This is a genomic window from Micromonospora krabiensis (assembly GCF_900091425.1).
Taxonomy (GTDB): Bacteria; Actinomycetota; Actinomycetes; order Mycobacteriales; family Micromonosporaceae; genus Micromonospora; species Micromonospora krabiensis.
Genome location: NZ_LT598496.1, coordinates 6,536,237 through 6,548,477, shown reverse-complemented (window position 1 = coordinate 6,548,477; position 12,241 = coordinate 6,536,237). Strand labels below are relative to the sequence as shown.

Here is a 12,241-nt window from a genome sequence, read left to right as displayed (position 1 = left end):
GGGGGCTACCCGTTCTGGGCGGCCAACTCCCGGGCCCGGTCGCGGGCCGCCTCGAGCGCGGCGAGCAGCGCCGCGCGTACGCCGTGCTTCTCCAGCTCGCGCACGGCGGAGATGGTGGTGCCGGCGGGCGAGGTGACGGCCTCGCGCAGCTTCACCGGGTGCTCGCCGGAGTCCCGCAGCATCACGGCGGAGCCGATCGCGGTCTGCACGATCAGCTCGTGCGCGACCTGCCGGGGCAGCCCGAGCAGGATACCCGCGTCGATCATGGCTTCGACCAGCAGGTAGAAGTACGCCGGGCCGGAGCCGGAGAGCGCGGTCACCGCGTCCTGCTGGGACTCGGGCACCCGGATGGTCGCGCCCAGCGGCTTGAACATCTCCTCGGCCAGGGCCAGGTGCGCCCCGGTGGCGTGGACGCCGGCGGAGATCGCGGTCATCGCCTCGTCGACCAGGGCCGGGGTGTTGGTCATGACCCGGACCACCGGCGTGCCCTCCGGCAGCCGGCGGTTGAAGAAGCTGGTCGGCAGGCCGGCGCAGAGGGAGATCACCAGCTTGTCGGCGGGCACCTTGGGGCCGATCTCGTCCAGCAGCACGGCCGCGTCCTGTGGCTTGACCGCGATGGCCAGCACGTCGGCCTCGTCGACGGCCACCAGGTTGTCCACCACCCGTACGCCGTAGCGGGTGGCCAACTCCTCGGCCCGGATCTGGCGACGGGCGGTCGCGAGCAGGCGGTCCGCCGGCCAGCCGGACCGCAGCAGACCGGAGAGCATCAACTCACCGATCTTGCCGGCACCGATGACCGCGACCGTGTGGACCCCGGCTGACATCCCGCCGTACCCCTTCCTCGCCGTGACGGCGCCGCGGCGGGCCCGGAGGCCGGCCGCGGCGCCGCACCGGTCGATCAGCTGCCGAAGAAGACCTCGGCCTCGGCGTACCGCTCCAGCGGCACGGTCTTCAGCTCGCGGGTCGCCTCGGCCAGCGGCACCCGGACGATGTCGGTGCTCTGCATCGCGACCATCTTGCCCCAGTCGCCCTCGTGCGCGGCGTCGATCGCCTGGAGCCCGAGGCGGGTGGCGAGGACCCGGTCGAACGCGGTCGGGGTGCCGCCGCGCTGGATGTGGCCGAGCACGACCGTGCGGGCCTCCTTGCCGGTCTTCGCCTCCAGCTGCTCGGCCAGCCACTGGCCGATGCCGCCCAGCCGCACGTGGCCGAACGCGTCCAGCTCCTGGTTCTGCAGGACCATCTGGCCCTCCAGCGGCTGCGCGCCCTCGGCGACGACGACGATCGGGGCGTACTGGTGCTGGAAGCGCTTCTCGACGTAACCGGCGACCTGCTCGACGTCGAAGTTCCGCTCCGGCAGCAGGATCACGTTGGCGCCGCCGGCCAGGCCGGCGTGCAGGGCGATCCAGCCGGCGTGCCGGCCCATGACCTCGACGACCAGGGTGCGGTGGTGGCTCTCCGCGGTGGTGTGCAGCCGGTCGATCGCCTCCATGGCGATGTTGACGGCGGTGTCGAAGCCGAACGTGTAGTCGGTGGCGCCGAGGTCGTTGTCGATCGTCTTCGGCACGCCGACCACGTTGACGCCCAGCTCGTGGAGCTTGGTGGCGACGCCGAGAGTGTCCTCGCCGCCGATCGCGATCAGCGCGTCCACGCCCTGCGCGGCCAGGTTCTCCTTGATCCGCTCGACGCCACCCTCGATCTTGAAGGGGTTGGTCCGGGACGAGCCGAGGATGGTGCCGCCGCGCGGCAGGATGCCACGGACCTCGGCGATGCCGAGCGGCTTGGACAGGCCCTCCAGCGGGCCCTTCCAGCCGTCCTGGAAGCCCACGAATTCGTGACCGTAAGTGGCGACGCCCTTGCGGACGACCGCCCGGATGACCGCGTTGAGACCTGGGCAGTCGCCGCCGCCGGTGAGCACGCCGATACGCATGATCTGCTCATCCTCCTGGAGCATCTGGTGAAGCCCGGTAAGCCCCAGGATAGGTGTCGGAATCAGACCATCGGCGCCATTGCCGGCCCGGGGCGGGCCGTCACTGCGCACTGTAGTCGGCCCGCCTGTGCGGCGACAGCGCGCCCCGGTCCCGTTCATCGGGTGGCCACCCTCAGTACCGCACCTCGCGGTTCTCGCCGGACCCCGGCGGGCGGCCGGTGAGCGCCGCCCGGGCCGAGCCGAGCAGGTTCACCACCGTGCTGCCCGGGGAGTCCCAGTACTCCGCCGAACCGGCGTGCACCTTGATCAAGGTCAGGCCGGGGGTGTCCGGACCGTCCGGGAACCAGGTCGCGAGCCGCGGGTTCCACAGCCGGCCCGCCCGCTCCCGGTCGTACGCCTCGACGGCCGTGCCGGAGAGGGAGACCCAGGAGTGTCGGCGCTGGTCGGAGAAGGCGACGTTCACCTCCGGGTTGACCCGGATCTGGCGGATCTTGGCCGAGTCGGCGTACGCGAAGAACCACAGGTCACCGTCGAAGTCGGCGTCCTGCAGCGCCATCGGCCGGCTCACCTGCCTGCCGTCCAGGGCGATCGTGGTCAACATGCAGATCCGCGCGTCCCTGATCAACCCGGTGACCCGCCGGCGGGTCTCCTCGGTGCGGGACGGATCCTTGCTCATGGCGCTCCCTTCGCTCGGCCGGTCGGCTCGACGGAGCGGTGCCCCGGACAGAACGGACCAAACCCGTGGAACGGGACGTCATCTCGACGCGCGATCCCGCCGGCCCACGGAGCGCCACGCCGCACCGGGCGGGCGCGCCGCTCAGCGGGTCGTCATCGCCCGCCAGCGGGCCAGGTTGTGGCGGGCGTCGACCAGGGCGTCGTGCCGCGCCGCGTCGGCGTCCGGCAGCGGCGGCCGACCCCGGTCGTCCCACAGCTGGCGCAGCTCCTTGGTGAACCGGGGGATCTCCCGGGGCAGCGCGGGCATCGACCCCCACAGCTGCGCCAGCACCACGTGGTCGTACGCGGCGTACCAGGCCCACAGTTCGAGCTGCTCGTTCGGGCGGTCCCGGATCGGCTCGACCAGGAAGTCGTACAGCTCGTCGCGGATGCGCTCCCGGGAACGCCAGGCCCGGTCGGCCGGGGAGGGCAGCTTGTCCAGCACGTTGCGACGCACCCAGGGCACCGCCCGGGAGTCGTCGAACTCGGTGGAGACCGCGTAGAACTCGCGGCCGTACTCGTCGACCACCCCGATCGAGACGAGGTCGATGACGAGGCCGTCCTCGATGAACTCACAGTCGTAGAAGTAGCGGTAGACCATCACCGCCATCCTCGCCCACGCCCCGGACGCCGTGACGCCGGGGCCCCGGACGTCGCCGACCGCCGCAGCGCGGGACTGTCACAGAAGTGGTTTGAGGGGTGTACAGCAAGCGACAAGCCCGTCATGATCTGATGTGTACCGCTACCGGACGCCGTACGGGTGTCAGTTCACCCACGTCAGGGGCCGTCAGGTTCACCCGGTGTGCGAGTTGTGGTCCTTGACCGGGGAGGGGTTGGGCCGTGGAGGTTCGCCTGCCGGAGCCGGGTGACGCGCTCACGGGCGTGGAGATGTTCGCCGGGCTCGAGCCGGAGGTGCGGCAGCGGGTGATCGCCGCCGCGGTCCCGCGCACCTACCGCAAGGGTCAGCTGCTCTTCGTGGAGAACGACCCGGGCGAGTCCCTCATCGTGCTGCGCCGGGGCGCCGTCGCGGTGTTCCGCACCGCCCCCACCGGCGAGCGGGCCGTGCTCTCGGTGATCCGCCCACCGGACGTGCTCGGCGAGGTCTCCCTGCTCGACGCGTCCACCCGCTCCGCCTCCGCCGAGGCGATCGAGGACTGCACCGCCCTGGCGCTGTCGAGGGGCGCCTTCATGGAGCTGGTGCACTCCAACCCGCGCATCCTCGACGCGGTGATGCGTTCGCTCGGCGGGCTCATCCGGCGGCTCACCGAGCAGAACGCCGACCATGTCTTCCTGGACCTGCCCGGCCGGGTCGCCAAGACCCTCGTCCGGCTGGCCGGCGAGAGTCAGGCCCCGATGATCACCATCGAGCTCAACCAGAGCCAGCTCGCGGAGATGGCCGGCGGCTCCCGGCAGAGCGTCAACCAGGCCATCGGCTCGTTCGCCAACCGGGGCTGGCTGCGCACCGAGGGGCGCCGCATCGTGGTGACCGACGTGGCCGCGCTGCGCCGCCGCGCCGGCATGAACGACCGCTGAGCCGACCGCCCGGCCGACGCGGCCGTCGGCCCGGCCGGCGCCGACACGGCCGACCCACGAGCCGACCCGACAACCGCCGAGGCGGTCGGGGCGACTGCTGTCGCCCCGACCGCCTCGTGCCGTCTCACCGCCGGCGGGTCACCGACCCGCGCTGCCCGGCCCGGCCCACTTCTGCGGGCTGCCCGGCCCGGCCCACTTGTCGGGCCCGTCCTTGCCGGCCGCCGGCTCGCTGACGATCCCGTCCGCCTGGAGCGCGGCGAGCGTGGCCGCGTCGACGTCGACCGACTCACCCGCGGCGTGGCTCACCCCGTTGCCGTCGGTCCAGTCGCTCTCCAGCTTGACGTACACCATTGACCTTCCCCCTTCGGTCCCTGATCGATTCGCCGCCTGACTGTAGCCCCGCAGACCGCTCAGAGGACTGTCCACAAGCCAACAGCCCGGTACCCGACACCGGAGCCGGCGGCGATACTCGCTACCGACGGCGCCGCCCGGCGCCACCCCGCCGAGCACTGGAGGGTGTCATCGCCGCGCAGTGTGACCGCTGTGGACGAACCGCCTCCGAGGGCGACCGCTTCTGCGGTGGCTGCGGGGGCGAGCTCGGTGCGGTGTGCCCGCACTGCCTGCGTCCGCTCGCCGCCGACGTGGCGTTCTGCACCTCCTGCGGCGCGCCCCGACCGGGCACCGACCGCCCCCGGCTGACTCCGCAGGAGGACCGTCGGCGGGTCAGCGTGCTCTTCGTCGACCTGATCGACTTCACCCCGTACGTGGAACGGGCCGACCCCGAGCTGGTCCGCGCCCTGCAGACCGGCTTCTTCTCCGCCGCCCGCCGGGTCGTCGGCCAGTACGGCGGCGTGGTCGAGAAGTACATCGGCGACGCGGTCATGGCCCTGTTCGGGGCTCCGGTGGCCACCGAGACGGACGCGCTGCGCTGCGTACGGGCCGGCTTGGAGCTACAACGCGTCCTCACCCGCTACACCCCCACCGGCGCCAGCGAGCTGCGCTTCCGGGTCGGGGTGGCCACCGGTGAGGCGCTGGTCGACGTGGCCGCCGCCCACGACGGCGGGCAGGCGATCGTGGCCGGCGACGTGGTCAACACCGCGTCCCGAATGCAGTCCGTGGCGCCGCCCGGCGGGGTGCTGGTCTGCGGCACCACCCACGCGCTGACCCGGACCGCCATCCGCTACCAGGAACAGGCGGCGGTCACCCTGCGCGGGCGCTCCACCCCCACCGAGGTCTGGCTCGCGCTGTCCCCGCGACGCCAGCAGCCCACCGACCGGGAACCGGACGCCACCCCGCTGATCGACCGGGAGCACGAGCTGGGGTTGCTGGTCAACGCGCTGCACCGCTCGCTGCGCGACCGGCTGCCGCAGGTCGTGACCGTCTTCGGCCGGGCCGGCATCGGCAAGAGCCGGTTGGTCCGGGAGCTGCACCGGCACGCCGACCGGCTGGTCGACGAGCCGCTCACCTGGCGTACCGGCCGGTGCCCGCCGTTCGGCGAGAACGTCACGTTCGCCGCGCTGGCCGACATCGTCAAGGCCGAGGCAGGCATCCTCGACACCGACCCGGCGACCGGCGCGGCGCAGCGGCTCGCCGGGACGGTGGCCGAGCTGGTCGGCCCGGGTGAGCGCGACCGGGTGGTCGACGCGCTGCGTCCGCTCGTGGGCCTGACCGGCACGCCGATGCCGGCCGAGGAGGCGGAGTCGGCGTGGCGCCGTTTCCTGCTGGCGCTGGCCGCCCGCCGGCCGACCGTGCTGGTATTCGAGGACCTGCACTGGGCCGACGACGCGATGCTGCGCTTCGTCGAGCTGCTGGGCGCCGCCGCGCGGGACGTACCGCTGCTGCTGCTCTGCACCGCCCGCCCGGAGCTGGTCGACCGCGACCCGAGCTGGGCGGGCAGCATCACCGGGTCGCTCACCATCACGCTGCCGCCGCTGCGGGACACCGGCATCGCCTCGCTCTACGCCCACATGTTCGGTCAGGCGGCGTTCTCCGCCGACCTGCTCAACCCGCTCATCGAGGTCGCCGGCGGCAACCCCCTCTACGCGCACGAGTACGTGCGGATGCTCATCGAGCAGGGCGCGCTTCGCCAGTCCGGCCGGGGCTGGTCCCTGGAACGGCACCTCGACCTGCCGATGCCGGAGAGCGTCCACGCGGTCATCGCCAACCGGGTGGACCTGCTCGACGCCGCCGACCGGGCGGTGCTGCTGGCCGCCGCAGTGGTCGGCGTGCAGTTCTGGCCCGGCGCGGTCGCCGCCGCGCTCGGCCAGCCGGTCGAGACGGTGGAGCGGGCGCTGCGCCGCCTCGAACAGCGCGACTTCGTGCACGAGCAGGCGGACTCCGCGATGGCCGGTCAGCCGGAGTACCGCTTCCGGCACGTCCTGGTCCGCGACGTCTGCTACCAGCGGCTGCCGCGCACCGAGCGGGTGGCCCGGCACGAGCGGACGGCCGACTGGTTGGACGCGCTCTCCCGCAGCCGGGACACCGACCTCGCCGAGGTGCTGGCCCACCACCGCTGGGCGGCCCACGAGATCGCCCGCACGCTGGGCATGGAGACCCGCCGCTACGCCGCCGCCGCGCGGCACGCGCTGCACCGGGCCGCCCGCCGGGCGTACGCCCTGCACGGGCTGGAGGCGGCGGCCAGCCACGCGGGTCGCGCCCTCGGCCTCGCCGACGACTCGGACCCGGTGAGCCGGCTCCAGTTGGAGCTGCTGAGCACGGAGATCTCGTTCTACCGGGACGGCAACGCGTTCCTCTCCAGCGGCGGGCCCGACCAGTTGCAGACGCTGGCCGACCGGCTGGCCGCCCACGGCGACGACGCCTGCGCGGCCCGCGCCTGGACGCTGCTCGGCCAGGCCGCCTGGCTGCGCGCCGACCGGGCGGCGGCGCTGGTCTGCCTGGACCGGGCGGTACGCCTGTTCGAGCCGTTGCCGGACAGCGCCCAGAAGGCCGACGCGTACGCCGAGCTGGGCCGGCTGCACATGCTCAACTACGAGCGCGACCCGGCCGTGGCGGCGGCGGACACGGCCGCCGAGATCGGCGAGCGGCTCGGCCTCACGGAGACGAGGACCAATGCCCGCATCACCGCGGCCACCGCCCGCTACCAGGGCGGGGACCGTGCCGGGCTGGACGAGTTGCACACGATCGTCGAGTTCAGCCGCGCCGGTCAGCTCCTCGCCCTGCCCCGGGCGACGCAGAACCTCGCGTACGCGATCCGGGAGGAGGGCGACTGGCTCCGCTCGGACGCCCTGCTCTCCGCCGCCCCGGCCCGCACCGCCAGCGGCCAGACGCTGACCACCAGCTACTCGGCCGAGGCGATGCGCGCCTGGTTCGAGGGCGACTTCGGCCGGCTGCTCACCGCCGCGGAGGCCTTCGTGGACACGCCGACCGGCAGCTGGGACATGCAGGTCCGCGGCCTGCGCTCCGTTCTGCTGGTGCTGCGCGGCCACCCGGTGCCGGCGGCGGCCCCGGCCGCGTCCGACGCGGCCACGGCCGCGTCCGGCTCGGTCGCGCCCGCGTCCGGCTCGGTCGTGCCCGCGTCCGGCTCGGTCGTGCCCGCGTCCGGCTCGGTTTCGGCCGGTCCGGTGGTCGCCGTCGCGGCCCTCGACACACCCGCCGCGCGGGACGACATCGACGCGGCACTCGACACCGCCCGGGGCAGCGGATTCCACCGGCTGCACTGGACGATGCTCGGCATGGCCGCGCTCTGCCGCTCCCTACAGGGGCGGAAGGCGGAAGCCGCCGAACTGGTCGGCGAGCTTGCCGACTCCTGGTCGGCGGTGCCCGCACTGGCCAGCGGCGAGTGGATCGCGGCGGCGGCGTACGCGGCCAGCCTCGCCGGCCGGGACGCGTCTGTGCGGGTACGCGCGATGCTGGACCGGGTGGGCCACCGGACGCCCTGGTCCGAGGCGGCGCTGCGTACGGTGACCGCGGCCGTCGCGGCGGCCGACGGTGACCACCGGCGCGCCGGCGAGCTGCACCTGGCCGGCGGCGAGATCTACGGCCGCGTCCCGGACGTCTCCGACCGGATCCTGGCGGTGGCGTTCGCCGTGGCCGAGTTCGAGCGGGCGGGCGACCGGCTCGCCGCCCAGGGGCCGCGCGCGGAGGTCCAGGCGTTCGCGACGCGGAACGAGGCGCCCGGCCTGCTGACCCTGGCCGGCCTCCCCGCCGTAGCCCCGGTCGACCCCGCCCTAGCCTCCTAACCCCCACCCCACCCCGCCTCACCTCGCCCCGCCCCGCCCCGCCTCGCCCCGCCTCGCCTCGCCTCGCCTCGCCTCGCCTCGCCTCGCCTCGCCTCGCCTCGCCTCGCCTCGCCTCGGCGATCTTGCACTTTCTGCCCGGGCAGAAGGTGCGTATGCCCCGGGGCGGGGGCCGAAAGTGCAAGATCGCGGAAACGGAGAGGGTGGGTGGGGTGGGGGTGGGTGGGGTGGGTGGGGTTAGGCGGCTACTGGGGTGGGGGGCGGGGTTTTGAGCTTCTGGGCGTAGACGTCGACGTACTCGCGGCCGGAGAGCTCCATCAGCTCGTACATGATCTCGTCGGTGACCGCCCGCTCGACGAACCGGTCACCGGCCAGGCCGCGGTAGCGGGAGAAGTCCAGCGGCTCCCCGAATCGGATCCTCACCCGGGCGATCTTGGGGATCAGCTTGCCGGGCGGCTGGATCTCGTCGGCGTTGAGCTGCACCACCGGCACCACGGGCGCGCCGCTCTCCAGGGCCAGCCGGGCCACGCCGGTCTTGCCCCGGTAGAGCCGCCCGTCGGGCGAGCGGGTGCCCTCCGGGTAGATGCCCGCGATCCCGCCGGCTCGCAGCACCTCGAGCTGGGTGTCCAGCGCGGCGCGGGCGGCGCGGCCGCCGGAGCGGTCGACCGGGATGGTGCCGGTACCGACGAAGAACATCTTGGTCAGCCAGCCCTTGACGCCCTTGCCGGTGAAGTACTCGGCCTTGGCGACGAAGGTGACCTTCCGCCTGACCATCAGCGGCGTGAAGATCGAGTCCGAGAAGGACAGGTGGTTGCTGGCGAGGATGACCGGGCCGGTGTCCGGCACGTTGTCCAACCCCTCGACCTGTGGACGGAAGACCAGCCGCAGCAGCGGGCCGAGGAGGACGTACTTCATCAGCCAGTAGAACACCGGCGTCCTTTCCCAGTGGCGGTCACGTCACCCGGCGGGCGGGCCGTCGGGGGAAAGCGTACGGAGCCGGGGCACCGGCCACAACGCGACGGTCGATCATGCCGGTCGATCCGGTGCCGGGATGGCGGTCGACGGTAATGACGCCTGGTCCGGTCACCCCTGACCGGCCGGCGCGCGACCGCCTCCTGACGTCCTCCGCACAAACGGACATACGGCACCCGCCGCGACCAGCGGCACGGGCGCTGACTTTGGAAGACGCGACACAACGCACTCCCGGAACGGGGTCCCGACGTGTCACGATTCAGAACACGGCGCGTGTCGCGCCGTAGGGGGCTCGGGGCGGTCGCGCCGCAGGCGCGTTGAGGAGGGTGTCCGGTGTCAGCGGGTGGGGCCCGCCGGGGGCGGCGGGACAACGGGCTCGACGCGAGCGAGTACGCCGTCGCCGGCGACGTGGATCCGCGCGTCGGTGAGCACCTGCTCGACGTGCTGGCCGCTGGCGGCATCGCCGCGTACCTCCAACCGTCGGCCGACCTCAACCCGGTGACCCGCACGACGACGGTACCGGCGCGGCCGGTCGACCGGCTCTACGTCGACCGTTCCCACCTGACCACCGCCCGCGACTACCTGACCCAGCTCGCCGACGAGGGCGGCGCGGAGCAGACGCGCGCCGACGAACCGGACATCGAGGCCGAGTGGGCCCGGATCGTCGCCGGCTTCCACACGACGCCCGCCGCGGGCGACAACCCGTGGCCCGCCGCGGAGGACGTCGACGACCCGCCCGCGCCGGCCGGTGGCGCCCCGAGCCGCACCGCGACCGACGACGCCGCCCCGACCGCGACCGACGTCCGCCGCCTGCCCTACGCGGCCGACCTGTCGGGCGTGTCGGTGGGACGCACCGACCGGCCGCAGGACGAGCCGTCGCTGCTCGACGGGCTGGACACCTTCGGCGCCGACCTGCCCGACGACGACGACGAGGACGAGCGCTACGTCCCGCCGCCACCGCCGCCGCTCCCCCGCATCTCCAAGTACGCGGTGGTGGGCGTGCTCGGCGTGGTGGTCGGCTTCGTGCTGTTCCTGTTCCCGTCGCTGCTGCCCGTCGACCGGCCCATCGTCACCCTGCTGGGCTTCACCGGCATCCTCGCCGGTTTCGTCACGCTGATCTGGCGCCTGCGCCCCGGTGGCGACGACGACGACCGCGACCCGGACGACGGCGCGGTCGTCTGACCCCTCCCGCACACCCGTCGATGGCCGGCCGCTGACCGCATAGCGGGACGACGATGGGTCACCGTCGGCGTGACAGTGGTGTAACTTACTGTCAGTAGGAATACCGCCGTACGTCACTTCCCGCGTTGACTGACCGGTTGTTCCTGGCTCGTGGCGGTCGGTCTCTGCTGATCGGAATGCCCGAGATGCGACAGAGTTCCCTCGTGGTGGTGGCCAACCGCCTACCCATCGACGACAGTGTGGCCCCGGACGGCGCCTGCGAGTGGCGGCGAAGTCCCGGCGGCCTGGTGAGCGCCCTGCACCCGCTGCTGCGGCACGCGCCCGCGACCTGGGTCGGCTGGGCCGGGGGCACCGGCCCCGCACCCAACCTCCCCGACGTGGACGGCGTCCGCATGCGGACCGTGCCACTCGACCAGGACGACCTGCGCGACCACTACGAGGGCTTCGCCAACGCCACCCTCTGGCCGCTCTACCACGACTCCGTCGAGCAGCCGCAGCACCACCGACGCTGGTGGGAGGCGTACCAGCGGGTCAACCAGCGGTTCGCCGAGGCGACCGCGGAGGTCGCCGAACCCGGCGCGGTCGTCTGGGTGCAGGACTACCACCTGCACCTCGTGCCCGGCATGCTGCGGGCGATCCGGCCCGACCTGCGGATCGGCTTCTTCCTGCACGTGCCGTTCCCACCGCCGGAGCTGTTCATGCAGCTGCCCCGCCGGGCCGAACTGCTGCGCGGGATGCTCGGCGCCGACCTCGTCGGCTTCCAACGCGCCCAGGCGGCGCACAACTTCGCCCAACTGGTGGCGAAGGTGCTCGACCTGCCCGCCACCGACCGGCGGATCGGGATCGACGGCCGGGTGGTCCGCATCGGGGCGTTCCCGGTCTCGATCGACACCGCCGAGATGGCCGCGCTGGCCGCCCGGCCGGACGTGGCCGCCCGCGCGCGCCGCCTACGGCAGGACCTCGGCAGCCCCGAGCACGTCATCCTCAGCGTCGACCGGATGGACTACACGAAGGGCATCGAGCAGCGGCTCAAGGCGTACAGCGAGCTGCTCGTCAGCGGGCACGTCAAGGTCCGGGACACCGTGCTGGTGCAGGTGGCGGTGCCGAGCCGGGAACGCGTCGGCCAGTACCAGATCCTGCGCGAGCGCGTGGAGCGCGAGGTCGGCCGGATCAACGGCGAGTTCGGGCGGGTCGGCGAACCCGCCATCCATTACCTCACCCAGCCGTTCGACCGCGCCGAGCTGGCCGCCCTCTACCGGGTCGCCGACGTGATGGCGGTGACCCCGCTGCGCGACGGGATGAACCTCGTGGCCAAGGAGTACGTGGCCGCCCGGGTCGACGACGCCGGGGCGTTGCTGCTCAGCGAGTTCGCCGGCGCGGCCGCCGAACTGCCGCAGGCCTACCTGGTGAACCCGCACGACCTGGAAGGGCTCAAGCAGGGGCTGCTGGAGTCACTGCACGCCGCGCCGGCCGACGTGCGCGCCCGGATGCGGGCCATGCGCGCCCACCTGCACGAGCACGACATCCGCGCCTGGGCCCGTTCGTACCTGCGGGCGCTGGACGAGACCGGCGCGCTGGTCGACCGGCTGACCAGCACGGGTGACCCCGCCACGCCGCCGGTGCCCGGCCAGCCGGACCGCTCCGGCACCCCGACCGGCCGCCCCGCCCAGCCCTGACCGGCGAGGCGGCGGCCGCGGGGTCGAGGGTCGGCGGCCGG

10 protein-coding genes are annotated in these 12,241 nt (G+C 73.5%); 4 read left to right on the top strand and 6 right to left on the bottom strand.

Translation table 11 applies throughout. The features are described 5' to 3' along the window. Positions 1 to 5 precede the first annotated feature (5 nt). From proC to GA0070620_RS30140, 4 genes are all read right to left on the bottom strand, one after another. The gene (proC, locus tag GA0070620_RS30155) at positions 6 to 824 is read right to left on the bottom strand and encodes a pyrroline-5-carboxylate reductase (RefSeq protein ID WP_091596572.1); all 819 of its coding nucleotides are present in this window, start codon (positions 822 to 824) and stop codon (positions 6 to 8) included. 74 nt (positions 825 to 898) lie between these two features. Continuing rightward, positions 899 to 1,927 (bottom strand): 6-phosphofructokinase, encoded by a 1,029-nt coding sequence (locus GA0070620_RS30150; protein WP_091599621.1) that lies wholly within the window; start codon positions 1,925 to 1,927, stop codon positions 899 to 901. A 172-nt stretch (positions 1,928 to 2,099) separates the two neighbouring features. Beyond that, the gene (locus GA0070620_RS30145) at positions 2,100 to 2,603 is read right to left on the bottom strand and encodes a pyridoxamine 5'-phosphate oxidase family protein (protein WP_091596569.1); all 504 of its coding nucleotides are present in this window, start codon (positions 2,601 to 2,603) and stop codon (positions 2,100 to 2,102) included. Between the two features lie 141 nt (positions 2,604 to 2,744). Further along, positions 2,745 to 3,242, bottom strand: coding sequence for a polyadenylate-specific 3'-exoribonuclease AS (locus GA0070620_RS30140; protein ID WP_091596567.1), 498 nt, complete (start codon positions 3,240 to 3,242; stop codon positions 2,745 to 2,747). A gap of 239 nt (positions 3,243 to 3,481) precedes the next feature. On the opposite strand from GA0070620_RS30140, the gene GA0070620_RS30135 reads away from it, so the two are divergent. After that, on the top strand, positions 3,482 to 4,174 hold the full coding sequence (locus GA0070620_RS30135; RefSeq protein WP_091596564.1) for a Crp/Fnr family transcriptional regulator: 693 nt from the start codon (positions 3,482 to 3,484) through the stop codon (positions 4,172 to 4,174). A 138-nt stretch (positions 4,175 to 4,312) separates the two neighbouring features. On the opposite strand, the gene GA0070620_RS30130 is transcribed toward GA0070620_RS30135, so the two are convergent. Next, on the bottom strand, positions 4,313 to 4,525 hold the full coding sequence (locus GA0070620_RS30130; protein WP_091596561.1) for a hypothetical protein: 213 nt from the start codon (positions 4,523 to 4,525) through the stop codon (positions 4,313 to 4,315). Between the two features lie 158 nt (positions 4,526 to 4,683). Between GA0070620_RS30130 and GA0070620_RS30125 the strand changes: the two genes are divergently transcribed. Next, entirely contained in the window at positions 4,684 to 8,373 is a 3,690-nt protein-coding gene (locus tag GA0070620_RS30125) for an ATP-binding protein (RefSeq protein ID WP_091599618.1), read from the top strand. Between the two features lie 234 nt (positions 8,374 to 8,607). On the opposite strand, the gene GA0070620_RS30120 is transcribed toward GA0070620_RS30125, so the two are convergent. Then, the gene (locus GA0070620_RS30120) at positions 8,608 to 9,300 is read right to left on the bottom strand and encodes a lysophospholipid acyltransferase family protein (RefSeq protein WP_091596558.1); all 693 of its coding nucleotides are present in this window, start codon (positions 9,298 to 9,300) and stop codon (positions 8,608 to 8,610) included. Positions 9,301 to 9,675: 375 nt separating this feature from the next. On the opposite strand from GA0070620_RS30120, the gene GA0070620_RS30115 reads away from it, so the two are divergent. Together GA0070620_RS30115 and GA0070620_RS30110 are read left to right on the top strand one after the other, a co-directional pair. Then, positions 9,676 to 10,524, top strand: coding sequence for a hypothetical protein (locus GA0070620_RS30115; protein ID WP_091596555.1), 849 nt, complete (start codon positions 9,676 to 9,678; stop codon positions 10,522 to 10,524). A gap of 185 nt (positions 10,525 to 10,709) precedes the next feature. Further along, the gene (locus GA0070620_RS30110) at positions 10,710 to 12,200 is read left to right on the top strand and encodes an alpha,alpha-trehalose-phosphate synthase (UDP-forming) (protein WP_231922020.1); all 1,491 of its coding nucleotides are present in this window, start codon (positions 10,710 to 10,712) and stop codon (positions 12,198 to 12,200) included. Positions 12,201 to 12,241: the final 41 nt, after the last annotated feature.

Coding starts and splice junctions, on each gene's coding strand:
- proC (WP_091596572.1), bottom strand. CDS start 824: ATGTCAGCCGGGGTCCACACGGTCGCGGTCATCGGTGCCGGCAAGATC.
- GA0070620_RS30150 (WP_091599621.1), bottom strand. CDS start 1,927: ATGCGTATCGGCGTGCTCACCGGCGGCGGCGACTGCCCAGGTCTCAAC.
- GA0070620_RS30145 (WP_091596569.1), bottom strand. CDS start 2,603: ATGAGCAAGGATCCGTCCCGCACCGAGGAGACCCGCCGGCGGGTCACC.
- GA0070620_RS30140 (WP_091596567.1), bottom strand. CDS start 3,242: ATGGTCTACCGCTACTTCTACGACTGTGAGTTCATCGAGGACGGCCTC.
- GA0070620_RS30130 (WP_091596561.1), bottom strand. CDS start 4,525: ATGGTGTACGTCAAGCTGGAGAGCGACTGGACCGACGGCAACGGGGTG.
- GA0070620_RS30110 (WP_231922020.1), top strand. CDS start 10,710: ATGCGACAGAGTTCCCTCGTGGTGGTGGCCAACCGCCTACCCATCGAC.